Raw genomic sequence first — 24,261 nt, forward strand, 5'->3', positions numbered from 1 at the left:
CGGGGCGTCCTGGCAGCCCCGCCGGCACCGCGACCCGACAACCACGCCCCTTTGCCACCCCGGGAGCCACTATGTCGAACACCACGACCCCGTTGGCAGACCTCGTCGACCGCTTCGACCACCACGACCCCCGTCTCACACCCGATCTGGCCGAGGAGGTCCACCGTGTGCTTCGCGAGCGGAGCGCCGTGGCACACAGCACCGCCTATGGCGGCATGTGGATCCTCACCCGCTTCGCCGAGGTCTCCGCCGCCTACCAGGATCACCGGACCTACCGCTCCGGGGACGGAGTGCTCTTCCCGCGCGCACCGGGCACCCCCCGCTTCGCACCCCTTGAGTACGACGCCCCCCACCACATGCTGTACCGACGCCTGATGACCCCGGCTGTCGCCCTGCCCAGGACCAAGGAAATCCGTGACGGGGTGCACGGGCTCGTCGGGGCCCGTCTGCGCCACCTCACCCGACGCGGCGGCGGGGACTGGTTGCGTGATCTGGCCCTGCCACTGCCCTTGGACGTGCTGGTGCTGACCGTGGGCTTCTCCACCCGGGCACGCGACCGCCTCCACGAACTCACCCGTCTCACCTGGCGCCACATCCACCGAGCGGACGGCACCCGGGATTTCTGGCCGCAGTTCGCCACGCTCCTCGACGAGGAGATCGACCGCGCTCGCAGGTCCGACGCGGCCGAGAGCTACCTGGCGTGGCTCGTCCGCCAGGACTTCGACGGTCGACCGGCCACAGGGACCGAACTCCACCCCCTCCTCGTGGCGCTCGCGATCGCCGGCCACGACACCACGCTCGGCGGGATCGGGCACATGCTCTGGTACCTGTCCCAACACCCGGAACTCCAAAGCGCGCTGCGGCGGGACCCGCGTATCGCGGCAACCGTCGCAGACGAGAGCCTACGGCTGTGGCCACCAGTCGATCACGAGACACGAACGACCACGCGGGCCGTGACCATCGACGGCACGCGCATCCCACCGGGCTCCAGGGTGCTGCTCCTTAACGGGGCCGCCAACCGTGACCCGCGCCGTTACCCGGATCCCGACAGCTTCCGTCTCGACCGCCCCCTCGGACACCATCTGTCGTTCGGCAACGGCGTCCACTTCTGCGTCGGCTCGCACCTCGCCCGCCTGGAGATGACGGAGATCGCCGGGCAACTCGCCGACCACCCGCCGTTCGCCCTGACCAAGGCGCCACGGCGGCACTACGAGAACGGGCGGCACGCCGGCTTCGACCAGCTGACGTTCCGCTTCCGCTCACCAACTCCCGGCGTCCGTGGGAGGCGGGGCCGGTGAGCGACACCTGCGGCGTCCCGGGCTGCACCCCGGCCGTGCACGCCTGGCACCAGCCGGCCGGCCAGCACAGCCTGCGGCTGGGCCCCCTACGGGTGACGTACGTGGTGGACGGGGTGATGCGACTCTCGCCCCACCGGTTCCTCCCCGCCGTACCGGCAGGCCACTGGCGTACCCACTCCTACCTCCTGGATTCCGGAGGGTGGTTGGTGATGTCCACGGGCGGATTGCTCATCCAGCACGAAAGCGGCCGGTCCATGCTGATCGACACGGGGTTCGGCCCCTTCCGGGGGGACATCGGGTTCGGCTCCGTCACGTGCGGTGCCCTTCCATTGGCCTTGGCCCGGACAGGACTGCGGCCGGATGCCATCGACACGGTCGCCTTCACCCACCTGCACATCGATCACGTCGGGTGGGCGTTCGATGAGGACCGGCGCCCGACGTTCCCTCGCGCCCTGTACTGGGTGGCCGCGAACGAACTCCCTCACTACCAGGACGGACACATCGAGACCGGCGCACCTTCCGCCGCCCGAGTCATCACACCACTCGCGCGTCTGGCCCACCGATTCGGCGACGGCGAGGAGATCTTCCCCGGTGTCACCACCTGGCTCACCCCGGGCCACAGCCCCGGACACACCACGTACCTGGTCCGCCACGGCGAGCACCGTCTAGTCGTCTTCGGCGACGTTCTGCACTCCCCGACCCAGCTCGTCCATCCCGCTTGGGGTGCCGCCCCCGACCACGATCCGGCTCAGGCCGCCACGACTCGCGACGTGGTGCGGGCGCGTCTCCACCTTCCCGGCACCATCGGCTTCGGCATGCACTTCGCCGACCGCCCGTTCGGACACCTCACCGATGACGCGGGCCCCGGGGTTCCGTGGGCTCCGGTGACGTGATGCCCGATGGGGCGAACAGGGGGCTCGACGGTGTCCTGTCCCGTCGTCCGGTCACAGGCGCGGGCGAGCGTTGAGCGACTGTCGTCGACCCCGACTGTCCCGATCACGCGAACAGACCGGCCGCACCCCCTAGACGAGCACTATGAGCTTTCCCCCCTTGACGGTGGGTTCCCTCCCCCACGGCCGCTGCGCACTCATAGGAAGTCGTCGACGTGGGGCCCTGAAAGGGCAGGTCAGCCGGCTCATGGTGACAGGGACGGCAGTTGCGGCGCCTGTACGTCGTTGGAGGGAATGTTGACCCACCGCACGATGACGCGGCCCCTGGCCCACGCCCCGAGCGACCGTCCACACTGGCCCTGGACCCGCATTCCGAGTGGCACGGTGGCCGCACCCATGATCGATGCCACGAACACTGACGCCTGGCGGTGTCTGGAGGAGGACCCGTGACCGTGGACCAGTACGGCCGTCTGGAGGATGAGCGGGCGAGCATGGCGGCACGACTGGCTGATCCGGGCCTCCTTGACGGAGCCATCGGTATCGTCCTCGAAGAGCCCGGCAGCGGCCCGTCGCCCGTGCGTTGGAGCGGTCTGGCCGTACCGGTCGGCGGAGTCAGAGTGTGCGGGTTCATCCAAGTCCCCGAGCGGTTGCTCCTGTGCGTGCTCGCCATCCTGGAGACCGACAACACACACAGCTTGGGATTTCCCGGGGTCCGAGTGCACCAGCCGTACACCGCCTTCGCCAACGGCACCTCGACGACGGGCCGGGTGGAATGGGGGCAGGAGCCCAGCCGCGATCCCGGGCCCCGAGGACTCATGCTGGGCTACCACCATCACGGTATCGCCCTGCACAGGGCCGAATCCTCTGCCGGGGCTCGTTGAATCCGCCCGGCCACGCGACACCCCGATAGGGTCCCGCCCGCAGGGGCCACCCACGGGCGCGTAGTGGGCTCAGGGTTGCCGGGAACGGGCGCCGACCGCGAACCCGTCCTGCCACGCCACGGCGAACAGGCGGCACAGCTCTCCGAGTTGCCGCGGTGTGAGAGTGTTCCGCAGAGTGCCATGTCCCTCAAGAACGAACCTGGCTCGGTGGCCCGCCGCCCCCAGGAGGACGAGACCGTCGTATCCGGCGATCTTTCCGTCCGGGTCGGGGATGCTGCCACGACTGCGATCGTGTTCGGCGATCAGTGCGACAAGGCGCCGGACGTCGGGGTGGGGCTGGGTCATGAAACTCCTCCTGTCGTACCGCGGAGCGGTGGAGTGGGACGTCCGAAGGGTCCGTTGGGGGTGCGGTTCCGCCCCCGTGCTCCCGAGGGCGCCAGTTCGTCCGTTCGTCGGGGGCAGCGCCGGTGCGAGGCTCGCGAGACGCTGACCGCAGTCGCCTTCGTAGTATCACGATCTACCCACTGGTTCGGATCCCATGGACGACCCGTCCCTCGCAAGCATGCCGCGGGGGCGCGGCAGAGCGCGCAGCGCGCTGGCGGGGCGTGCGGTTGCGTCGGGGGATCCGACGCCTCGACTCCGGGGAATCGACAGGTTGTGGGCCGGACGTCCTGAGCGCTTCCTCAGGGCACCCGTGGTTCGGCGCCTCCTTCCCGCTGGAGGTGTCGTGGCCGGAGACGGCGAACTGTACGGGAGGGGGCGTCCGGCCCTGCTGCGCGGCGGCCGGCATTCGTGATGGGTTCGTCCCTTGAACCGGGTTTCCCGCACCGCGTTGCTCGTCTGGCGACGCTGACCTGAGAGCGCCCGGCAACGGATCAGACGGATGCCAAGGCCACGAGGAGGGCTGGGTCCAGCTCGGTCTGGACTACTCCGGCGATGTCCTCGTCAGCGTGGGCACCGACGCCTGGTTCATGCAGGGGACCGGACCGCGTCGGGTCCGTCGCAGCTGGGCAGCCCCACCCCCGCGACGAGCAGGTACGGACAGGGACCGTTCACCGCGATCATGGGGGATGTTCTACTCGAACTCTGGACGGGGTACAAGCGGTCGGCATCGGTCCCTGTCGGTCCCTGGTCGATGGGGGCTCACGCTCCGTGGCCTGGTTTCGATGACGGGCCGTTCGTGGTGAAGACGGACACGACAGGCCCTGAACATGGTTGCCCACGGTTGACGAGCTACGAAGCCAGCCAGGTCTCCGGGCATCATCGGGGTGTTCGGCCGGCAGCCTGCGTGGCGACCTGTTCGGCGGTTCCACCACTGCCGGACCCGGGCGTGGGGCGAAGCCATGCCGTCGGTACCGGGATGCGCGTTCCGAGGCTCAGGGTGCGGTGCTGTCCTGGTCCGGCGTCGCCTAGGAGGGCAGGGCTGGAAGCCATGTCAGGTCGGGGTGGTCGGACGTGAGGTACTGGCCGGTGAGGTGGTCCGCGACTCCGGCCGCGAGGAGGAGCGCGCCACGAACGCCCACGTCCGTGGAGGTGGTCCGGCCTTGGGCGCGCTCGCGCAGGAGCCAGTGCTTGGCCTTCCCCTCCCAACTGTCCTCCTCCGCGGTCGTTTCCATCAGGGCGGAGGACATTCCGATGGTGAGGAGCCCGGGATGGTAGGCGAAGACGTGCACACCGTGCGGGCGCAGTTCCGCGGCGAGGTTCTCGGCCAGCTTGATGCCGGCGGCCTTGGAGACCGAGTAAGCCGACAGATGCGGCCAGCGGTGCATGCCCGCGTTGCTACTGATCACCAGGATCCTGCCGCCACGCGCGAGCAGTTGGGGAACGAAGGCGTGGCAGGTGAGAAAGGTCCCTCGGACGTTCACCTCGTGTGTGGCCCACCAATGGGCCGGATCGTTCTCCCACGCGGGTCCGATCGGGCCGCTCGCTCCCGCGTTGGCCACCAGGACGTCCGTACCGCCCCAGTCCGCCAGCAGTCGGGCCGCGAGTTCCCGTAGCGCGCCCTCGTCCGTGCTGTCCACGACGGCGGTGCGCAGGTCGCCGTACGGCGCGAGTTCCGCGCGGGTAGAGGCCAGGGCGTCCTGGTCGCGGCCGGTGATGAGAACTCGGGCACCGCGTTCGAGGAAGGCACGGGCCATTTCCCGGCCGAACCCGCGTGAGCCGCCGGTGATCAGTACGCTCCGACCGGCAAGGCCGGCGCGGACGTCGTCGGGTGTCTCGAAGGAGTGCTCGGTGGACTCCGTCGGACTCTGCGGTGTGATGGGCACTGCGCGCTCCACGGATGCCTCCCGTGCGGGCACGCACGGGGCTGGGAAATGGGTGTTCTGCATGTAGTCTCTCGTGGCTCAGCCACAGGACAAGCCTGCCCCTGGGGGCGAACTGGTGTGCGGCGGTCGTCGCCGAGCCGTCAGACGGGGTACGTCCAGGACTCCCTGCTCATCCGCCCTCTCGATCCGGTGCAGTCGCGTGAGGTGACTGCGGGCGTTCGCACGGCGCGGTGCCGTCGCGGCGGCGGAGCGGACTCCAGGCTATCCCACAGCAACTCGATCGGCATGGTGCGGGAGGTACGCCTCGCCCACCATCGCATCGGATGAACTGGGGCTCCCCAGGCGCTTGCGCGGTCGTGGATGGCGAGTTCCTCACTGTCGGCGGTCGGCCTTCCACCCGCCCTCTTCGTTCGCGCCGCGCCCGGGAGGGCGGGTGGAAGCCGGACCGGGTCAGACCGTGTCGCTGTCGAAGATGCTGTCACCGCCCAGCGGACGGAAGCGGGCCTGGAAGAAGCGCAGGTGGGGGGGTTCGTGCGTGAACTCCAGTCCCCGGACGATCTGTTCGCGGCGGGTGTGCAGTCGGATGACGCTGTCCGCGACGACGTCCATGTGGGTCTGGGTGTAGACCCGACGGGGGATGGCGAGGCGGACGAACTCCAGCGGTGGATAGCGGTTCTCGCCGGTGACCGGATCGCGTCCGGCCGAGAGGGCTCCGCGCTCCACCCCTCGGATTCCGGTGTCGGCGTAGAGGGCCGCGACGAGTGTCTGGGCCGGGAACTCCTCACGGGAGATGTGGGGCAGGGTGGCGAGGGCGTCGACACAGACGCAGTGGCCCCCGATGGGACGGACGACCGGCACTCCGGCGTCGATGAGCCGATGGCCGAGATAGGCGACCTGTCCGATGCGGGCCGCGATGTTCTCCTCCCGCACGGATTCGACGATGCCCTGGGCCAGCGCCTCCATGTCGCGGCCGGCCATCCCTCCGTAGGTGTGCAGCCCCTCGTACAGCAGGACGAGCGCCCGGGCCCGCTCGGCCAGGTCCGGATCCCGGATGCCGATCCAGCCACCGATGTTGACCATGCTGTCCTTCTTCGCGGACATGATGGCGACATCGGCCAGGTCGCACATGGCGCGCAGGATGTCGGCGATCGAGGTGTCCGCCCAGCCGCTCTCGCGCTGCTTGATGAAGTAGGCGTTCTCGACGGCGCGCGCGGTGTCGAGGACGACGGGGAGGGAGTGGGCGTCGGCGATCTCGCGCACGGTGGCGAGGCTGGCGAGGCTGATCGGCTGGCCTCCCGCCATGTTGACGGTCGCTCCGATCGACAGGTACGGGATGGCGTCTGGGCCGTGCTTCTTGATGAAGGCGCGCAGTTTGGCCGGGTCGACGTCGCCCTTGAAGGGGTGCTCGGAGGTGGGGTCGTGCGCTTCGTCGATGATCACGTCGTGGAAGACGGCGCCGTTGCGTTCCTGATGGGCGCGGGTGGAGGTGAAGTACATGTTCCCCGCGACGTGGTGGCCTGGCCGGATCAGCAGTTGCGAGACGATGTTCTCGCCGGCGCGTCCCTGGTGAACGGGGACGACGTGTTCGAAGCCGTAGTGGGCACGGACCTCCTGCCGCAGTAGGTAGAAGCTGCGCGCGCCGGCGTACGCTTCGTCGCCCTGCATGAGGACGGCCCACTGCCGGTCGGACATGGCGCTCGTGCCGGAGTCGGTGAACAGGTCGACGGCGACGTCCTCGGAGCGCAGCAGGGTCGGGTTCCAGCCGGCCTCTCGCAGTGCGTGCTCTCGGTAGGCACGGTCGGTCTGCCGGATCGCTTCGACGGTTTTGACGCGCCAGGGCTCGACGGGGTGCGGGATGGTCATGGAGTCTCGCCTTCCATTGCGTCGGAGGTGCTTGGGGTGCGGGCCGGACGGGGTTCCGTCCAGCGGCAGCCGGTGAGGGAGGGGACGAGCCCGCCCGGGATCATGGGGGGTTCCCAGGCTGCGGCGGCGCCGAGGCGGCTGCGGAGTTGGAGCCTTGCGCTCTCGGCCATGACTGCGGTGAACTGCTCGTCCGGGGCGGACCGTTCCCGGGTGAAGTCGCCGGCGAGGACGCCGCCGACCAGGTCGACGAAGGCTTCGCGCAGGGAGCCCCGGTGGCCGGAGATCTCGCGGGCTCGCCAGAAGTAGGACTCCTCGTCCGTGTGGAGCGTGTAGAAGGAGACGAGGAAGTCGTGGAAGAGACCGAACTCCCGACGGTATCGGGCTTCGAACTCGCCAAAGCTGCGGGCCTCGCTGAGCTCTCCGGCCAGTGTCGTATTGATGGAGCGGGCCGCGAGTAGCGCGCTGTAGGTGGCCAGGTGGACTCCAGAGGAGAAGACCGGGTCGATGAAGCAGGCCGCGTCGCCGACCAGGACCATGCCCGGGCCCCACAGCTCACTGCGGTCGTAGGACCAGTCCTTGCGGACGCGCAGCCGGTCGTAGGGCGCGGTCCGCGCGCGCCCAGCCCCAGTCAGGTACTCCTTGACCATGGGGCACTCGTCCACGAGGGCCCGGAAGGCGGCCTCGGGGTCGCCCCGCACACTGGCGGCCAGTTCCGCCCGCACGACGGCTCCGACGCTGGTGAGGGTGGCCGAGAGCGGGATGTACCAGAACCAGCCGGAAGGAAAGGCGACGCACAGGATGTTCCCGGAGTTCGGTTCGGGCATCCGCGCGGCGTCGAGGAAGTATCCGAAGAGCGCCAGGTTGCGGAAGAAGGGTGAGTACGCGCGCTTTCCGGCGAGCGCCTGGTGCAGACGGCTGCCGTGTCCGGAAGCGTCGACGACATGGACGGAGTGGGCTTCTCGCGTGTGCCCCGCGTCGTCCTGGAACCGGACTCCCACGATCCGGCCGTCCCCGGCTCGAAGCACGCCGAGCGCGCGATGGCCCTGCCGCACGTCCACCCCGGTACGGGCGGCGTTCTCCAGCAGGATGTTGTCGAATCGTGTGCGTTCGACCTGGTAGGCGTAGGAGGTGGGCCCGGCCATGCGCGAGGAGGTGGCGAAGGCGAAGGTCCACGGCTCGGGGTTGGCTCCCCATTGGAAGGTGCCGCCGTGTTTGCGGGTGAAGGCCGCACGCTCCAGTTCCTCGCTCACGCCGAGCATCGGACAGATGCCGTGCACGGTCGCGGGGAGGAGGGACTCGCCGATCTGGTACCGGGGGAAGGTCTCCTTGTCGAGGAGGAGGACGCGATGGCCTTCCTGGGCGGTGAGAGTGGCGGCTGTGGACCCGCCGGGCCCTCCACCCACCACGATCACGTCGAAATCGTTGGGAGGTCGGGTCATGCGCCGGTCCTTTCGGCGATCCGGGTCGCGAGCGCGGCAATGGTCGGGTGGAGCATGACCTCGCGCGTAGAGCATTCGAGGCCGACAGCGTGCAGCTGCAGGGACACCGCGTTGGCGAGCAGGCTGTCGCCGCCGAGGGTGAAGAAGTCCTGGTGGACTCCGGGGTGTTCGATGCCGAGGACGGACCGCCAGACCGTGGCGATCTGTTGTTCCACGGCGGTGAGGGGCGGGTCGGGGCACCCTTCGGAGTGGGTGGGAGAGCTGGCCAGCGCGGCCCGGTCCGTCTTGCCGGCCGCGGTGAGCGGCAGGGCGTCCAGAACGACGACGGCCGACGGGACGAGGTGGTCCGGCAGTCGTGCTCGCAGCTGACCGAGGAGTAGTGCCGCGAAGCCGTCCCTGCCGCCGGGGGTGTCCGCGGCCGGGCGGCGCACGACATGGGCCACCAGCCGGACCGACCCGCCGGGGCCCCGTTCGGCCCGTACCGCGGCCTGCCGCACCTCGGGGTGGGCAAGGAGCGCGTGTTCGGTCTCGGCCGGCTCGGTCCGGTGTCCGCGGATCTTGACCTGGTCGTCGGACCTGCCCAGGAACTCCAGCCGCCCGCCGGAGAGTCGGCGGACGATGTCACCCGTCCGGTACCAGCGCTCTCCCCCCTCGTCCAAGGTGAAGCTCTCGGCGTCCGACTCGGGTCGGTCGTGATAGCCGAGGGCCAGGCAGGCACCACCGAGCAACAGTTCGCCCGAGGCGCCGGGCGGACGGCGGCGCAGTTCCTCGTCGACGACCTGGGCGGCGCAGTTGGCGATGGGGCGGCCTATGAGCGGCCGTTCGCTCTCCTTGGTGGCGCAGGAGGTGGCGAAGACGGTGCATTCGGTGGGGCCGTAGAGATTGAGCGCGTGCAGATCCTCCTCGGCCCGCAGCCGGGTCCACAGCGCCGGGCTGATTGCCTCGCCGCCCATCAGGATCAGGTCGGGACGGGTCGCGGCGTGGAGGAGTCCGCATTCGGTCATGGCGGCGGTCAGCGCGGGCAGCGCCTCCACGACGGTGAGCCGCCGTTCACGTACCGCCTCCGCGTACAGTGCGGCATCGCGCCGGACGTCGTCGTCGAGCAGGTGCAGTTCGTGTCCGCCCGCCAGCCACAGCAGGGGGTTCCAGGCGGCGTCGAAGCCGAACGTCATTCCGTGGGCGACTCGTACCGGCCGTCTTCGGGGTCCGCGCCCCGCGAGGGGGAAGCAGCGGGCGCGCAGTTCGGTGTAGAGGTTGGTCAGGCTGTGGCCGCCGACGAGGACGCCCTTCGGGCTCCCGGTGGAGCCCGAGGTGTAGACGAGACAGACAGGATCGGCTGGAACACGGCGGGAAGCCGGAAACGGGGACGGGGAGGCGTACGCCCGCAGCTCGCGCCACCAGGTTCCGCACGGCAGTTCGACAGCGGGGTTCGGCGTCTCGGGGCTGTCGGTGAGTACCACGGTCGGTCGGGCGTCATCGAGGATCTGCCGCAGCCGGCCGGCGGGCTGTGCGGAATCCAGCGGCGCGTAGACCCCGCCGAGTTTGCCGACCGCGAGCGGTGCGAGGACCGCCGGGGCCGAGCGGGACAGCGCACAGGCGACCACGGATCCGGGACGGACGCCCTGCTCCCGCAGCAGCCGGGCCAACCTGTCGGACCAGAGGTCGAGTTCGCGGAAGGTGAGGGAGCCTTCGTCGGTCACCAGGGCCGTCGTGTCGGGGATGCGCGCCGCCTGCCGCGAGACCAACGCCCACCAGGGAGTGCCGGGCACGGGGCGACGTGCCCCACGCAGCACCCCGTCGGCGGGGGCGGACATCAGTCCCGCCCTCCCACCGCCGCGCCGGCCAGTCGGTCCACCAGCTTCCACAGCTCGCCCGCGCGCTCCGGGGCGAGCAGTCCCAGGTGGCCGCCGCCCACCAGGCGGGAGGCGAAGGGCTGCCGGGACCAGACCGCCCAGGCGTCGGTGGCGTCGTCAGCCACGTACCGCGGGTCGTCCTCGCCGCACACCGCGCCGACCGGACAGGGCGCACCGCGCTGCGCGGGGCCGGTGTAGCGGCTGATCAGGCTCATGTCGGCGCGTAGCAGGTCCCGGGCATGGGCCCGCAGCGAGTCGTCGACCGAGCCGTTGTCGTCCAGTATCCGGTCCAGACAGGCGTCGTCCAGCGGCGGCGGGCGGTGACGGCGGTGCGGGGCGGTCGCACCGACCACGATCAACGCGCGAGGGCCCCGGCCGTACCGGGATTCGATCCGCAGGGCGGTTTCCAGAGCGAGCAGTGCCCCCATGCTGAAGCCGATCAGCACGGTCCGTGTGGCTTCCCGCGCCAGCAAGGGTGCCTCCGCGCACTGCTGTGCCAGTTCTTCGAAGGTGTCCGGCAGCCGTACCCGGACACGGTCTGCCCGCCCCGGGTACTGGACGGCGGAGAGGCAGGCTCCGGTCCGGGCCGCGGCGAGATGGCGGAACATCGCGGCTGTGCCTCCGGCGGGCGGGAAGCACACGTAGTGCGGGGCGGACGAATCCGTTGGCTTCACCGTGGTGAGCACTCTGAGGGGCGGGTCAAGGACGGTGTTCATGAGTTGGTACCCCACGTTCGGGTCGGCGATTCGTAGGCCGGCGGCGGGTTCTCGGCGGGTACCCCGTGCTGAGGACCGGGCCAGTTGGGTCGTGGCAGCCAGTTCCAGCCAGCCGTATCACCATGCGGGAGGCGAACGCACCGAAGTGCTTCGGCCCACCCGGTGAGGGTGTCTCCGGCGTGCGTCGCGAGGCGTCGGCTCCGACGCACCGCCCAAAGTCCGGAAGCGGAAAGCGCGCTACTGCCAGTAGTAGTCCATGAGGGACGGGGGAACCACCCCCTCCCCTCGGGCGTGAGGGAGCGCGCTGAAGCACAGTGGCGCGCTGGGCGGACCGGCGCGCGAGCGCGGGCACTACGGCGTGGGCGGTGTCCACGCCGATGGCCGGCTCCCGCCCGCCGTGAACCATCCGGTGCCGGTGTCCCTGGAGCGGCGGGGCCGTGGAGTGCGGGGAGCCCGCGGCCGTCGTGGAGAACCCGTCCTCCGGGTTCGGCTCGCCACCGGGCGCAGGTGCGTACTCGTCGACCTGGCCGGGAGCGACGCGTCCCGCGAAGGCGGCCGAGCGGTGGGCCGCCAGATGGCTCGGAAGCTGCAGCGACGCGTTTGCCGCACCCGGCGGACCGGCGTCGTGGCGGACGACCCGGGCGCCGGGCCGGATTCGGCTTTCGCGAACGGTCCTGGGATAGGGCGGGCTTGAGCCCGGGCGTCGGCATGATAGCGGAGTACGGCGGCTTCCCTCGGACGAGGGAAGCCTCTTACCCGGGTTCGGAAACTGCGTGCGGGCAGTCCCTCGCCGGCCGTCCAGCCAAGCACCACGCAGATGACCGCCTTGCCCGTGACGCGGATCAGCCGGTGGACCTCCGGGAGACGAAGGAGCCCCCCGGGCCTCGCAGCGATGTCCGGCGCGAGAGGCGACTGTCCGGGGGCGAACGGGAGGGCGGCCCGACCGACTGATCGGTGACGCGCCTGCCCTCGCCGGTGAGAGGCCGGTTGGCGATGTCGGCCAAGTGCGCGGTGGCGAGTTGCACCGTCTGCGAGTCCGCGAAGGCCACGTCGGCGACGGGGAATCCGGTGGCCGTCCTGATCGCAAGGCACTGGTTTCACTGACATCGGTAGCTGTGGGTGTCCGTTGGGCCGGTGCCTCAAGATCACTCGGCTCAGGGGCACTGAGCCGAGTCTCGGAAGCGTGCCCGATTTCCCACTGCCGGTCCCAGCCGGGCAGTCAGGCTGGGCTTCTACTGCCCAAGGACTGCCACGACGCCCGTACGCGCACCCCGCCGGTGCGGCGAGTTCGTGGCCGACGGCGGCGTCCACGTCAGCCACAGTGCGCTTTCGCGAAGGCGCCGCCTGACCCTCTCCGGCAATCCCCACGATCAGGGCTTCAGCTTCAGGTGCTGGCTTCCCCGGCCCCTATCCCCCGCGAAGGTCTCACTGACCTCGGTGAGGGCGAGCACGTCATCGTTGACCGCACGCTGGTCCCCACCGACGGCGTCCGCGCCGATCAGTCGTACCACGCGCGAAGAGCCAGAGTCCGAAGGTCAGACCCATCAGTGGCGTCACCACCAGTCAGGCGGTGTCCCATGAACCCCCGGACCTGAACTCGGCGACACCGTGGGCGGCGAGTTCCGCGGAGCAGGCGATGCCCATCACCGTCGTCATGCCGACGACTCCCGACAGGGGGAGGGAGACCTGCCCCAGCACGGACGCGGCGAACTGCACCCCCGCCAGGATCAGGCAGGTCCCCCACAAGAAGTATCGGGCGACCACGGGCGACCGCATCTCGTTCTGCGTCACGGCAAGGGGAAGAGTGGACAAGAGGGCGAGCAGCGCGAAGATCAGGGAGACGGTGAATGCGGCCCACGCCGAGAGGCCGTCCCAGAACCTGTAGTGGACGAGCGTGTAGGTCATCGATCCCAGGTAGACGACGGCACACAGAAGAGCCGTGAGGGCTCCCACCACGGCGATCAGGAGAACGGGGTTGTGCTCGCCGGTCTCCTGCCGTCTCAGCAGCGAGCGCCTGAGTCCCTGTGCGTTCGTGCTGCGGGTGGTACGGCTGTCGCTGGAGATGCTCACCTTGCTCCTCGGTGGTGAACGAGTGGTAACCGTGCATGTCGGAAGATCTGTCAGCCGCCGGCGCACTTTCGAGACTCCGCCACCGTTGGCGAACCCGTCTGCCCGGCGACTCCGGAGCACGGCGGCCGACCAGAGCGGGGTGACCGACATCACTCATCTTCACGTCTCCATACGGATCTGCCTACGGCGCGCGAAGAGGCGCGAGGCGCAACCAAGGGAGCGCAGGTGCTTTCCCTTACCCCGTTCCACCCCGTAGCACCGAACAGCCATGCTTTTAGCATGCACCTTTCAAATCGCGGAGTTTCATTATACCGATCCGGGCTTTGCGACGGTTGTTCAGTCTGGATGATTCACCAGGTAGGGCACTTCGCGGAGCTCCTCTGTGTAGACCAGGCAGCCCTGGGAATCCAGTAATCGTCTCGACACTCGCGATGCATGCGGCAGGCATGAAGGGGGTTTCCGCATGTGTGCTCTATGGATAACGGAACTATTGGAGGAGTACGCGGACGACGATCCGGCCCATGAGTACCTGGGTTCCGACGGCCGCTGGACAAGCCTGAACCGCCACGAGTTGTCGCATGCGGTCAGAAGTGTGGCCGCGGGACTCTCCCACGCGGGTCTGCGGGCCGGTGACCGACTGGCCATGCTCGACGGCGACCCGGCGTCCTTCGTCCCAGCCTTCCTCGGGGCGTTGTGGGCCGGGGTAGTGCCGGTGCCCGCGCCCGCACCGCCCATGGCCGGGCGCCAGCGGCAGTGGAGCGAACTCCTGCGCACCGTCCTCTCGGTGGCCCGCCCGACAGCGCTGTGCGTCCCGGCGGCAGCGAGCGAAGCCCTCCGCCCATTCGGACGCCTTCTCTTCTACGAAGACCTCACCCGCACCTCGCCCACCTCCCGCGGTCCCGTCCGGCGCAGTGCGGACGATGTCGTGTACCTCCAGTTCAGTAGTGGCAGCACAACGCGTCCGCGTGCGGTGGCGGCACGGGCCGAAGCAGTCATGACCAACGGGCTGGCCATCGCGCGGCAAGGGATTGGGGTGGATCTCGCCACGGACCGAACGCTCTCGTGGCTGCCGCTCCATCACGACATGGGCCTGGTGGGGTTCGTGGTGGCCCCACTCACCGTCGGGCTGCCCACTTCCTTCATGCCGACCAGAACCTTTGCTCGTGATCCGGGTTCGTGGATGCGGGCGATGCACGAGAGGTCTGCGACGGTGACCTTCGCACCGAACTTCGCCTATGCGCTGGCCGCGCGTCGCACGCGTCCGGAGCACGTGGCCGCGCTCGACCTCAGTCGGGTGCGGGTCGCCGGCTGCGGGGGCGAGCCGATCAATCCCCGTGTGCTGCGGCGCTTCGCCGAGACATTCGGGCCGGCTGGGCTGAATCCCCATGTGATGTTGCCCTGCTACGGGCTGGCCGAGTCCACCCTGGCTGTGACGCTCTGCCCGCCTGGCCGCCCCCTCGCGCTCCAACGAGTCTCGTTGAAGGACCTTTCCGCTGGCCGTGCCGCTCCGGCTCCGAACAGCCCGGCCGGATCATCCCCGTCCGCCGAGCCTCTCACCGAGGTCGTGGGATGCGGCAAAGCCTTCGACGACCACGAGCTCAGCGTGCGCGACAGCGTCGGGCGGCCTCTCCCCGATCGCCTGGTGGGTGAGGTGTGGGTCAGAGGACCGTCCGTGGCGCACGCCTATGCCGGCGACCCCGAGGCCACCAGCCGCACCTTCGACGGCGAAGGATGGCTGCACACCGGCGATCGCGGCTTCCTCGTCGACGGAGAGCTCTTCGTCACGGGACGGGTGAAGGATCTGTTGATCGTACGGGGCCACAACACGGACCCTCAGCGAGTGGAGTGGATCGTGGAGAGCCAGTCCGGTGTTCGCCAAGGCGGGGTGGCGGCCTTCACCCGTCCTGCGGAGGAGACCGAGGAACTCGTCCTCGTGATCGAGTGCCGTGCGAGCGCTGACAGAGGAGGACTGGCCGCCCGAGTCCGCACCGCCATCAGCGAAAAGCTGACCCTGTCCGTTCACGACGTGGTGCTGGTGCGCCCCGGAACGATCCCCAGAACCACCTCGGGCAAGCTGCGCCGCCAGGAGACCCGCCGACGCTATCTGGAAGGAGAACTGGACGGTGTCCGACAAAGCTGACGTAGCCGTCTCCTACGACATCGACAACGAGTTCTTCAGGCTGTGGCTCGACAAACGAATGAGTTACACGTGTGCGGTCTTCGATGACACGGACGACCTCGACGAGGCGCAGCAGGCGAAGCTCGGCGTGATGTACGACTTCGCTCGTGTCACGTCGGCGAGCCGGGTGCTGGACATCGGCTGTGGCTGGGGCGCGAACCTGGAGTATCTGGTCCACGACCGGAACGTCGCGGAGGTCCACGGCATCACTCTCTCCGAGGCCCAGCACGCCGAGATCGTTCGACGGGGCCTGCCGAGAGTGACAGCCTCCTGCGTCGACTACGCCGACTACCGGCCCGGCGTCCGGTTCGACGCGATCATCTCGATCTGTATGATCGAACATCTTTGTTCCGCCGAGGACTTCCGCGAGGGCAGAGCAGCCGCCAAGTATGCCGACTACTTCCGCCGGGCCTGGGAGTGGGCGGAGCCCGGAACCCACTTCGGGCTGCAGACCATCCTGCGTGACCGGGTCCCCCGCGCGCGAGAGGACATCCGCGAGATCAGGTGGGTCAGTCGCAAGATCTTCCCCGGCGGCCTCGCTCCCCGGCCCGAGGACATCATGTCGGCCGCCGCGCCCTACTGGGAAGTCAAACAGATGCGGACCCGGCGCACGGACTACCAGCGCACCTGCGCCGAATGGCAGGCCCGCCTGCGCCGAAACGAAGCCCTAGTCCGGCAGCGGTGGGGCAACCAACTGTTCACGGACTACGACCGCTATCTGACCGGCTGCGTCAACGGATTCGCCCGCCGCCACATGTCACTGGCCCAGTGGTCCCTGCAACGCATCGACGACGCGGCGTGACCCGCCCTCATGGTTCTTTTCCCCCCCCACCGCACCCCATCGGAGGGCCCCATGACCGATCAGCAACTGCTGGACCTCCTGCACCAGGGTCTGCATCACGTGACCAGACGGACGTTCCCCCCGCTGTCATCGCAAGACAACATCGAGAGCCTGGGCGTCGATTCACTGGAGCTGCTGGAACTGGTCTCCTGGGCCGAGGAAAAGACCGAACAGCGAGTACCGGACGAAGAGATCCACGCGATCGTCTCCGTGGGAGATCTGATCACACTCCTCAGCGATGCCGGAGCGAAGGAGACCCTGGAGTGAACCGCACCCTGCGGGAGGCATTCCACCGCGAGTACATGACGTTCTTCGAGCAGGCGGAACGCACCCGGCGTTGGAACCCCTTCACGGACATCCCCTGGGAAGATCTGAGGGATTCCCGGCCAGATGAACGGCTGGCTCTGTGCGCCGAGACGTTCTGCGGGGTGGAGATGTTCCTACCCGACTACCTCAAAGCTCATCTCGATCTCTGCGGCGGGAACTACGGTCAGGCATGGTTCGCCGCGAATTGGGGCTATGAGGAATCCCGGCACTCCCTGGTCCTGCGGGAGTACCTCCACCGCAGCGGACAGCGCACCGAAGAACAGCTCTTCGACTACGCCGAAGATGTCCTGTCAAGAACCTGGCGCTCTCCTTATGACGAAGGCCGCCAGATGGTCGTCTACGGAGCCGTTCAGGAACTCACCACGTTCGTCATCTACCGCAAACAGCGGGACCTCGCCGCGCGGTCCGGCGACTCCGTGCTCGCGGAGGTTTACCGACTGATCGGCCGGGACGAAATGGCTCACGCCAAGTTCTACCAGCGGATGCTCCAACTGCATCTGGAGACGGACCGCGTCGGCACCCTTCACGACCTCGCTCATGTGCTCCGCACCTTCCGGATGCCCGCTGAGGACATCCTGCCGGACTATGAGGCCCGGGTCGCCGTGATGCGCACCGCCGGCATCGACTCCGGCGTGTTCTTCAAGGAGGTGGTACTGCCCACTCTCGCCGCCATGGGACTCAGCCGCCATGATCTGCCCGGCCCCCGGGCACGTGCCGCCGTGGACGTCCCCATCCGAAGAGAACCGCACCGACGCGTTCCCTGACGGTCACCGCGGCCTGCCCCAACCCATCCGACGCTCGTCCCCGGAGAAAGTGAACAGGGACGGCCTCCAGTTCATCGACCCACGACGCGGAAAAGCTACAGACGCAACACGGCAACCTCCCTGTGCGCAACCTCTGGAGCGGAGATCTCCTGTGTCAAGTACCGAACCCATCGCCATGTCGGACTTCAGCATCCATGAATACGGCATCCGGGAAGTATCTCCGGAATCCGTCCTCAACTACGGCCTGGCTCTGCTCACCATCGCCGCGGCCGACGGCGAGGTGGCGACGGCGGAGTTGCAATGGCTCCTGGACCACCAGCGGAGGTTCGGCGCCCCAGCCGAGATCCTCGACCAGTACCAGTCCTTCGTCCCGCACGGCGTCGACCTGGCGGACCTTCTCCGTACAGTACGCGTCGACTCGGACTCCTGGCAGGGCAACCGGCACCTGCTCTACCACGCCGTCCAGATGGCCTCGGCCGACGGTGACTTCCACGAGGCGGAACGGGCACGGCTGATGGAGGCCGCGGCTCTCCTCGGCGTCACCGACGACATCGTGCACGCGCTGATCGCGCTCATCGCGCTGGAGCGGTCCGTCACCACCCTGCGTCAGTCCCTCTTCGGCCTTCCCGATCTGCCATAGCCTTTGAGCCGGCCGGAACTCGGGCCCCCAGACCGTGATGGCGTGCGGCGGATGCGTCGTCCGTGGCAGCAGACGGCCGCTGCGGGGCCGAGAACGGCCAGGTGGTCGCGGACACGGGGTTCGTATCGGTGGCTGAGCCGTCGGTGGTTAGTCAGCCAGGACGCTGTGGGCTCGATGACCAGACATCGGCAGCCGCGTCGTTCTGACGACTCGACGCCGTTGCCGGCGACGCGGACACGTTTCCTTGGGAGTCGTTCCGCAGCTCAGGTTTGCCGTGGGCCTTGTCGGCGCGCAGTAGCAGGAGTGTGGAGTGACGGCCCCGGCCCACCGGGCTCGGACCTGTGAGTTCGCTGTGCAGTACCTCTTCGCCCAGCCGTAGCCCCCCGGGACTCCGAGGCATGGCGGAGAGGACGAATGATGACGGCCGCCAACACCACCTCACGCTGGACGCGGGCGGACAGGTGGCGGGATGCTGATGTCGAGGCGTGGTCCGCGAGGGCTCGTGTCACATGAGGACGCGAGCTTCGGGTCAGCCGCGCCCCGGATCCCTCAGCCATGGGAAAGGCGCGAGAAGAGTGATTCCCGTAGCAGCGGACGACGCCCGGGAAGGAAACCCGGCAACGGCAGAAGGCGGGGACGGGCCTATGAGAGTGACTGTCGTGGGCGGAGGCATCGCCGGGTTGACCTGCGCCCTGAGCCTGCACGCCGCAGGCTTCGCACCCCAGGTGTTCGAGGCAGCGCGGACGGTCGGGGCGCTCGGAGTGGGCATCAACCTGCTGCCGCACGCCGTCCGGGAACTCACCGAGCTCGGTCTCGCCGACGAACTGGCGTCCATCGGGCTGCCGCCGCACCGGCTGAGCTACCGCAACCGGGCTGGTGAGGTCGTGTGGGAGGAGCCGCTGGGGACGGCGGCCGGCTATCACTGGCCACAGTACTCCGTGCACCGCGGACGCCTCCAGATGATGCTACTGGCGGCGGTACGCGAAAGGCTGGGGACCGACTCGGTCCGAACCGGTCTGCGGTTCCAGCGCTTCGAACAGACCGCCGATGGTGTCCGGGCCCACTTCTTGGAGCGGACAAACGGGCTGCCCTCGCTCGCCGACGCCCACTGCCTGGTTGGCGCCGACGGCGTCGACTCCGCGGTTCGTGCCCAGCTCTATCCGAACGAGGCCCCGTCGAACTGGAACGGCGTTCACATGTGGCGCGGCGTCGCACCGTATCCGCACATCCTTGACGGCCGTTCGATCGTGGTGGCCGGTGGCACCCCCGGCGCGAAGTTCGTGGCCTACCCCGTCGAGGATCCCGCCTACGAGGGCGGTGATGCACTGATGAACTGGGTACTGGAGGTACGGCGCAGCCCGGCCCTACCGCATCCGGACGATGTCGGCCGCCGCGTCACCGCGGCGGAGGCCCACGCCGGGACGGCCTCTTGGAACCTGCCATGGATCGACCTCACGAATTTGGTGGAACGCTCGTCGGCCATCCTTGAGTACCCGATGACCGACCGCGACCCGCTGCCGCGCTGGAGCTTCGGGCGGGTCACCCTTCTCGGTGATGCCGCGCATCCGATGTTCCCCATGGGCATGAACGGCGGATCGCAGTCCGTGGTCGACACCCGCGTACTGGCCTGGTGCCTCGCCCGGGAAGGCGATCCCGTGGCCGCCCTACGCCGCTACGACCTGATGCGACGGCCAACCACCAACGCGATTGTCCTGGCCAACCGAAACCTGGGGCCAGAAGAGATCATCGCGCGCGCCGAGGACCACGTCGGCCCGCCGCCCGCCGACCGGGCCGCGGAGATCACGAACGGCTACAAAGAGCTGGCCCGCGCCACCATGGAGCAGGTCAACACGCACCCGTCCTGGACAGTACCGCGTCCCGACTCGACCCTGAGGTTCTGACGGCCCGGCATGCTCAGCTCTCGGTCTCGCCGCCGCCCTCGTCCCGCTGCCGCGCCTCCGTCCGCGTCATCCATTCTGCACCGTCCAGCAGGATTCGTTCGAGAAGCCCACGGGTAGCGAAGCAGGTGGCCTCGCTGGCCCGTGGAGCAATCAAGGACGACCCCAAGGGTATCGCTGTGAGCACATACAGGATCCAATACACAACTCAGGCGACTAATTCGGTCTGCAACATGAGTGAGAGCCGACGGAAGCGCTTCCTGTCAGAGGTCGCTCGACTGCCCGAGAACCCCTACGCTTTCGGGGTCGCTCTGCAAGGGAACCAGGACAGGCGCAATGCCACCCTTGCTGACACCGACACGGTGTTTTGGGTGACCCGCGGCATGTCGACGACATCGGTCATCACGATCGTGCAGGCTAACTGACCTAACAGACAGCGAGTGCGTGCAGTGGGATAGGGCGACCTCCGAGGTCCTGCGCTGTCGACCGCAACGGTGCCCACCACTGGTGGCCAGGGGAGCGAGTGTGGTGTCGGCTTCGTCCAGTCCAGTAGCGGCGGTGCCGTGGTCGGCGATCACAGCCCGGGCGCCGTGCCGCAGCAAACCGGCGGCGAGGGCGCGACTCAGGCCGCCTGACGCGTCGGTGACGAGGTCGGGGTGGTTCATCGTGGTGCCGTGGGCGTTGTAGACGGCTGGGCGGGTGGTCGGCGCAGGGGCTTGCGGGAGGGTGTACGTCCGATGGATTTCCACCGCGGTGACCAACGGGGCCGGTTGTGGGCTTCGCGGTCCGACCGGACACCCGGCCCGACCAGGTCCACGGCGCCCCGCACCGACGCGCGCACTGGCCGGCTCCCGGGCGCCGTGCGGAACACACCATCCCCCAACCACCCCGCACTTCCCAGCCTGAACGCGTCAGCGGGGCAGTCGTGTTCGCGCTCGGGGACCACCGCGGCCTCTCGCCACATCCCTCAGCCAGTGCCTCCCAATGATGTGAGAAAGCCATCTCATGGAGAACCACGACGCCTCCACGCCTATGTCCTGGGCTCCTCGGACGAAGAGGTACGTCGCCTCATCGCCCAGAGCGCCCAGTTGCGGCCCGCCGCGGAAGTGGCGCTCGACCGGATCCCGATCCAGCCCGGTTGGCGGGCCGTTGACGTCGGCTGCGGCCCTCTGGGCATCCTCGACCTCTTGGAGAGCCGCGTTGGACCCTCCGGCATCGTGATCGGCCTGGACCGAGACAGGCGTACGATCCAAGTCGCCAGCCGCCGGCAGGCCGACCGCCGCGGAGGGCCACATCTGATCTGCAAAGTTGTCGATGTCCGCGCGGACTCAGCCCTCCCGGTGACGGGCGCGGACCTGGCACACGTCCGTCTCCTCCTGGCGCACGTCCCCGACCCCGAACGAGTGGTCCGCCGGGCACTCGCGACGCTCCGCCCCGGAGGGTGGGTGCTCGTGCAGGAGTACGACTGGTCGACATGGTCCTGCGACCCACATCTCCCGGCCTTCGAAGAGCTGCGCGATCGCATCGCCGATCTATGGACCGGAGACGTCCGCATCGGCCGACGTCTGGGCGCCCTGCTCGAATCCACGGGCGTGGTTTCCGTGTCCACGAACACGATCAGACATCCTGCCGCCCACCCGAAGGATGACCGGTACACGCTCCTGCTTCATTTCACCGGGGTGATCCGCGCGCGCCTGCTAGCCCACGCGCCCGCTGGAGTCGAGCCCTTCGACCGGTTGGTCGACGCCGTGCGCCGCCACCTCGGGCAGCCCGGCCGCCGGATCACCGATCCGGACCTCCACCAGGCATGGGGCCAATGGCAGGCTCGGTGAGAGACCTCGGCCCCAAACCGACCGGCAGCGCTTCCCAATCGGTCCCTCAGGGCCCGCACTGTGACTGCGCCGGCTTCCGTCAGCGCCTCCTGGGGATGCGGCCGATACGCGGTGCGCACTCGGAGCTGTGCCGTGCGGGGAAGGCAGACACCACAGACAACTGGCTGGACAGTGGCCTGCCTGACACGGTTCCCGGATCGTCAGGTAAACGAGGAGGGCAGCCGCGGTGACCGACGAGTGCGGAGGGGCGGCGGTCATAGGATTCCTCAATCAACGTCGCCAGCTCTGTGCCGAGTGGGTGGGGCGGTTGGCCGGTACCGACCAGTCAGCGAGCCCCTGCCGGGAAGTCCAGGCAGACCACGCAGTTCCGCCAAGACGGCGGGCGAAACCACCCGGAGCGGGCCAACATCCGAGTAGATACTCAGGGGATCGCATCCCAAGCCTACGACTCATTCAGCCCTCGAAATGAACGTGTACCGCTCATCGTGACCTTCATCGGGCAGGCTCAGGGAGCCGGGAACAGAGGCGGAGAGGAGCAATCAGGGTTGAAGGCTCGACAGGAAACCACCCTTGGGTATCACCCAAATGAGCGACGCAACACCCAATGGCTCGCGAGATATCATCAACTGAAAGGAAGTTAGCAACTATACAGCGTGAAGCGCCCTGAGACCGGCAAGTCCCGAAGGTATTAGCGGTGCCTCTCGTCCGGACTTTCAACGGCGCGCCGGGGCGTTCCCCCAGCGGTGCGCGCGGGCCGGGTCGACCCCTCGCCGCCGTGGTGCTGCCGCAGCTTCCGTTCCAACCCATTGTCCGTGCCGGCCGCTTGATCCGGCGCTTCGACCGCCCCCTCGCAGCCCAGCGCGCCAAGGGCTTGATCTCGTCGGTGCGCCCAGGCCGTCGCCGGCCAGTGCGCACCGCGGCGGCTGACCCACTAGAACGGGAAGGCCCGCCCGGCGAGGCTGCCCATTGGCGTTCAACCCGATGACCGTGTACTGGTGCCATGGCCCATCCGATACCTCTGTGAGTGATGGTGGAGGCCATAGCACCCACAGAACAGTTCGGGGACGGCACCACCCCTCGCTTCCGAGGGGCTCTTGGCTGCGGCCCGCATGCCTTGGCCGACGGCTGCTGTCCGGACTGGTATCCGCCACCACGGCATCCTTCTTGTTCCTGCGCGGCCTGCCTGTACGCCCGCCCCTGTACATCCCGCGGAGAGGCATGTGAGGATGATCCGCCCCGCCAGCACACCTCGCCATCGGACCCCGGCGCCGCGCGAGGCGGTGAACGCCGTCCGCTGGCCGGATGTGGCCCGGCTGCCCACAGCCCGGCCGGGCCAGACGTCTGTCGCTCGGTACCTCGTGAACAGCGCCCTGAACAGGCTCTCACTCCTGGACACCTACCGGAGTGGAACGCCGGCCACCGGAGCTCCGGCCAAGATGGTTCTCCATGATCCGGACGCCTTCCACCTCAGGATCGCCTGCCACGGACTCATCGGATTCGGCGAGTCCTACATGGCCGGCGAGTGGGACAGCGACGACCTGCCCGGTGTGCTCACCGTGCTCGCCGCGAGCACCGACCGCCTGGTGCCCGCGCCCCTTCGGAGGCTACGGCCGCTGTGGGTCTCAGCGCGCCCCGGCAGAGATCGCAACACCCGCCAAGGGGCCCGCGACAACATCCACCGGCACTACGACCTGTCCAACGAGTTGTTCGCCGCGTTCCTCGACCCCACCCTCACTTACTCCTGCGGGCTCTTCCCCGCCTTCCCCGCCCGTTTCACGTCCCTGGCCACCGCCCAGTGCCGAAAGATCGACCGCCTTCTGGATCTCGCCAGGGTCGGTGACGGCACCCGGCTGCTGGAGATCGGCACGGGCTGGGGCGCACTCGCCCTGCGGGCCGCTTCCCGCGGAGCACGCGTGACGACCCTGACCCTCTCCGCCAAGCAGGCCGCGCACACTCGGGCCCGGGTCAGGGCCGCCGGCCTCACCGGTCGTGTGGATGTGCAACTGCGCGACTACCGGGACGTCGAGGGCCGCCACGACGCTGTCGTCAGCGTGGAAATGATCGAGGCCGTCGGAGCCGAGTACTGGCCCGCCTACTTCATGACCCTGTGCAACGCGCTCGCACCAGGCGGGAGGATCGCCCTCCAGTCCATCACCATGGGCCACCGGCAGATGCTGAACACCGACGCCGCCCACACCTGGATCAGTAAGTACGTCTTCCCCGGCGGCCTGATCCCCTCACGCGAGGCCATCAACGAACACGCCGCAACGGCCGGACTTCGTACCACCGCCGACACCGGCTACGGCGAGCACTACGCAGAGACCCTGCGCCTGTGGCGGGAGAGGTTCACCGAGAACCGGCTCACCGTCGCCCGGCTCGGATTCGACACCGTCTTCCAGCGCATGTGGGAGTTCTACCTCGCCTACTCGGAAGCCGGGTTCCGATCCCGCTACCTTGACGTCCGCCAGATCCTCCTCACCGAAGGAACTTCCCGGTGAGGTCC

Annotated in this window: 20 protein-coding genes; 12 read left to right on the forward strand and 8 right to left on the reverse strand. The window is 68.8% G+C overall.

Annotation, left to right across the window (positions count from 1 at the left end; translation table 11 throughout):
- The first annotated feature begins 71 nt into the window (after nucleotides 1-71).
- From ACFWIA_RS12655 to ACFWIA_RS12665, 3 genes are all read left to right on the forward strand, one after another.
- Nucleotides 72-1,298, forward strand: coding sequence for a cytochrome P450 (locus ACFWIA_RS12655; protein WP_387003143.1), 1,227 nt, complete (start codon nucleotides 72-74; stop codon nucleotides 1,296-1,298).
- On the forward strand, nucleotides 1,295-2,191 hold the full coding sequence (locus tag ACFWIA_RS12660; RefSeq protein WP_387003144.1) for an MBL fold metallo-hydrolase: 897 nt from the start codon (nucleotides 1,295-1,297) through the stop codon (nucleotides 2,189-2,191). The genes ACFWIA_RS12655 and ACFWIA_RS12660 overlap by 4 nt, the downstream gene beginning before the upstream one ends.
- 443 nt (nucleotides 2,192-2,634) lie before the next feature.
- Nucleotides 2,635-3,069: a DUF6302 family protein gene (locus ACFWIA_RS12665; protein WP_387003146.1), complete on the forward strand. Its 435-nt coding sequence runs from the start codon at nucleotides 2,635-2,637 to the stop codon at nucleotides 3,067-3,069.
- A gap of 69 nt (nucleotides 3,070-3,138) precedes the next feature.
- Here the strand turns inward: ACFWIA_RS12665 and ACFWIA_RS12670 are convergent, their stop codons facing one another.
- The 8 genes from ACFWIA_RS12670 to ACFWIA_RS12705 all read right to left on the reverse strand — a co-directional run bounded on the left by ACFWIA_RS12670 (nucleotide 3,139) and on the right by ACFWIA_RS12705 (nucleotide 13,277).
- Entirely contained in the window at nucleotides 3,139-3,414 is a 276-nt protein-coding gene (locus ACFWIA_RS12670; protein ID WP_387003148.1) for a hypothetical protein, read from the reverse strand.
- 1,064 nt (nucleotides 3,415-4,478) lie between these two features.
- On the reverse strand, nucleotides 4,479-5,336 hold the full coding sequence (locus ACFWIA_RS12675) for an SDR family NAD(P)-dependent oxidoreductase (RefSeq protein WP_387003150.1): 858 nt from the start codon (nucleotides 5,334-5,336) through the stop codon (nucleotides 4,479-4,481).
- 450 nt (nucleotides 5,337-5,786) lie between these two features.
- Complete coding sequence (locus ACFWIA_RS12680; protein WP_387003152.1) at nucleotides 5,787-7,199, reverse strand: tryptophanase; 1,413 nt, start codon at nucleotides 7,197-7,199, stop codon at nucleotides 5,787-5,789.
- Entirely contained in the window at nucleotides 7,196-8,638 is a 1,443-nt protein-coding gene (locus tag ACFWIA_RS12685) for a tryptophan 7-halogenase (RefSeq protein ID WP_387003154.1), read from the reverse strand. Before ACFWIA_RS12685 ends, ACFWIA_RS12680 begins: the two co-directional genes overlap by 4 nt.
- Nucleotides 8,635-10,452 (reverse strand): amino acid adenylation domain-containing protein, encoded by a 1,818-nt coding sequence (locus ACFWIA_RS12690; RefSeq protein WP_387003156.1) that lies wholly within the window; start codon nucleotides 10,450-10,452, stop codon nucleotides 8,635-8,637. The genes ACFWIA_RS12685 and ACFWIA_RS12690 overlap by 4 nt, the downstream gene beginning before the upstream one ends.
- Nucleotides 10,452-11,207: a thioesterase II family protein gene (locus ACFWIA_RS12695; RefSeq protein ID WP_387003157.1), complete on the reverse strand. Its 756-nt coding sequence runs from the start codon at nucleotides 11,205-11,207 to the stop codon at nucleotides 10,452-10,454. Before ACFWIA_RS12695 ends, ACFWIA_RS12690 begins: the two co-directional genes overlap by 1 nt.
- 1,370 nt (nucleotides 11,208-12,577) lie before the next feature.
- Nucleotides 12,578-12,718 carry a hypothetical protein gene (locus ACFWIA_RS12700; protein WP_387003159.1) on the reverse strand — a complete coding sequence of 47 codons (141 nt, stop codon included), beginning with the start codon at nucleotides 12,716-12,718 and terminating at the stop codon, nucleotides 12,578-12,580.
- Between the two features lie 52 nt (nucleotides 12,719-12,770).
- Nucleotides 12,771-13,277 (reverse strand): hypothetical protein, encoded by a 507-nt coding sequence (locus ACFWIA_RS12705; protein WP_387003161.1) that lies wholly within the window; start codon nucleotides 13,275-13,277, stop codon nucleotides 12,771-12,773.
- Nucleotides 13,278-13,767: 490 nt separating this feature from the next.
- Between ACFWIA_RS12705 and ACFWIA_RS12710 the strand changes: the two genes are divergently transcribed.
- The 9 genes from ACFWIA_RS12710 (at nucleotide 13,768) to ACFWIA_RS12750 (ending at nucleotide 24,256) form a co-directional block, all read left to right on the forward strand.
- Nucleotides 13,768-15,417 carry an AMP-binding protein gene (locus ACFWIA_RS12710; RefSeq protein ID WP_387003163.1) on the forward strand — a complete coding sequence of 550 codons (1,650 nt, stop codon included), beginning with the start codon at nucleotides 13,768-13,770 and terminating at the stop codon, nucleotides 15,415-15,417.
- Nucleotides 15,401-16,258: a class I SAM-dependent methyltransferase gene (locus ACFWIA_RS12715; RefSeq protein ID WP_387003165.1), complete on the forward strand. Its 858-nt coding sequence runs from the start codon at nucleotides 15,401-15,403 to the stop codon at nucleotides 16,256-16,258. Before ACFWIA_RS12710 ends, ACFWIA_RS12715 begins: the two co-directional genes overlap by 17 nt.
- A 51-nt stretch (nucleotides 16,259-16,309) precedes the next feature.
- Nucleotides 16,310-16,564: a phosphopantetheine-binding protein gene (locus ACFWIA_RS12720; RefSeq protein ID WP_387003167.1), complete on the forward strand. Its 255-nt coding sequence runs from the start codon at nucleotides 16,310-16,312 to the stop codon at nucleotides 16,562-16,564.
- On the forward strand, nucleotides 16,561-17,388 hold the full coding sequence (locus tag ACFWIA_RS12725) for an acyl-ACP desaturase (RefSeq protein ID WP_387003169.1): 828 nt from the start codon (nucleotides 16,561-16,563) through the stop codon (nucleotides 17,386-17,388). Before ACFWIA_RS12720 ends, ACFWIA_RS12725 begins: the two co-directional genes overlap by 4 nt.
- Nucleotides 17,389-17,539: 151 nt before the next feature.
- On the forward strand, nucleotides 17,540-18,028 hold the full coding sequence (locus tag ACFWIA_RS12730; RefSeq protein ID WP_387003171.1) for a TerB family tellurite resistance protein: 489 nt from the start codon (nucleotides 17,540-17,542) through the stop codon (nucleotides 18,026-18,028).
- A 644-nt stretch (nucleotides 18,029-18,672) separates the two neighbouring features.
- Nucleotides 18,673-19,929 carry a flavin-dependent oxidoreductase gene (locus tag ACFWIA_RS12735; RefSeq protein WP_387003173.1) on the forward strand — a complete coding sequence of 419 codons (1,257 nt, stop codon included), beginning with the start codon at nucleotides 18,673-18,675 and terminating at the stop codon, nucleotides 19,927-19,929.
- A 230-nt stretch (nucleotides 19,930-20,159) separates the two neighbouring features.
- Nucleotides 20,160-20,351, forward strand: coding sequence for a hypothetical protein (locus tag ACFWIA_RS12740; RefSeq protein WP_387003175.1), 192 nt, complete (start codon nucleotides 20,160-20,162; stop codon nucleotides 20,349-20,351).
- Nucleotides 20,352-20,663: 312 nt separating this feature from the next.
- On the forward strand, nucleotides 20,664-21,758 hold the full coding sequence (locus ACFWIA_RS12745; RefSeq protein ID WP_387003177.1) for a methyltransferase domain-containing protein: 1,095 nt from the start codon (nucleotides 20,664-20,666) through the stop codon (nucleotides 21,756-21,758).
- A 1,226-nt stretch (nucleotides 21,759-22,984) separates the two neighbouring features.
- Nucleotides 22,985-24,256, forward strand: coding sequence for a class I SAM-dependent methyltransferase (locus ACFWIA_RS12750; RefSeq protein WP_387003178.1), 1,272 nt, complete (start codon nucleotides 22,985-22,987; stop codon nucleotides 24,254-24,256).
- Nucleotides 24,257-24,261 lie beyond the last annotated feature (5 nt).

The organism is Streptomyces sp. NPDC127068, assembly GCF_042724695.1.
GTDB lineage: Bacteria > Actinomycetota > Actinomycetes > Streptomycetales > Streptomycetaceae > Streptomyces.

Coding starts and splice junctions, on each gene's coding strand:
- ACFWIA_RS12750 (WP_387003178.1), top strand. CDS start 22,985: ATGATCCGCCCCGCCAGCACACCTCGCCATCGGACCCCGGCGCCGCGC.
- ACFWIA_RS12745 (WP_387003177.1), top strand. CDS start 20,664: ATGGATTTCCACCGCGGTGACCAACGGGGCCGGTTGTGGGCTTCGCGG.
- ACFWIA_RS12685 (WP_387003154.1), bottom strand. CDS start 8,638: ATGACCCGACCTCCCAACGATTTCGACGTGATCGTGGTGGGTGGAGGG.
- ACFWIA_RS12690 (WP_387003156.1), bottom strand. CDS start 10,452: ATGTCCGCCCCCGCCGACGGGGTGCTGCGTGGGGCACGTCGCCCCGTG.
- ACFWIA_RS12695 (WP_387003157.1), bottom strand. CDS start 11,207: ATGAACACCGTCCTTGACCCGCCCCTCAGAGTGCTCACCACGGTGAAG.
- ACFWIA_RS12680 (WP_387003152.1), bottom strand. CDS start 7,199: ATGACCATCCCGCACCCCGTCGAGCCCTGGCGCGTCAAAACCGTCGAA.
- ACFWIA_RS12670 (WP_387003148.1), bottom strand. CDS start 3,414: ATGACCCAGCCCCACCCCGACGTCCGGCGCCTTGTCGCACTGATCGCC.
- ACFWIA_RS12740 (WP_387003175.1), top strand. CDS start 20,160: ATGAGTGAGAGCCGACGGAAGCGCTTCCTGTCAGAGGTCGCTCGACTG.
- ACFWIA_RS12720 (WP_387003167.1), top strand. CDS start 16,310: ATGACCGATCAGCAACTGCTGGACCTCCTGCACCAGGGTCTGCATCAC.
- ACFWIA_RS12655 (WP_387003143.1), top strand. CDS start 72: ATGTCGAACACCACGACCCCGTTGGCAGACCTCGTCGACCGCTTCGAC.
- ACFWIA_RS12735 (WP_387003173.1), top strand. CDS start 18,673: ATGAGAGTGACTGTCGTGGGCGGAGGCATCGCCGGGTTGACCTGCGCC.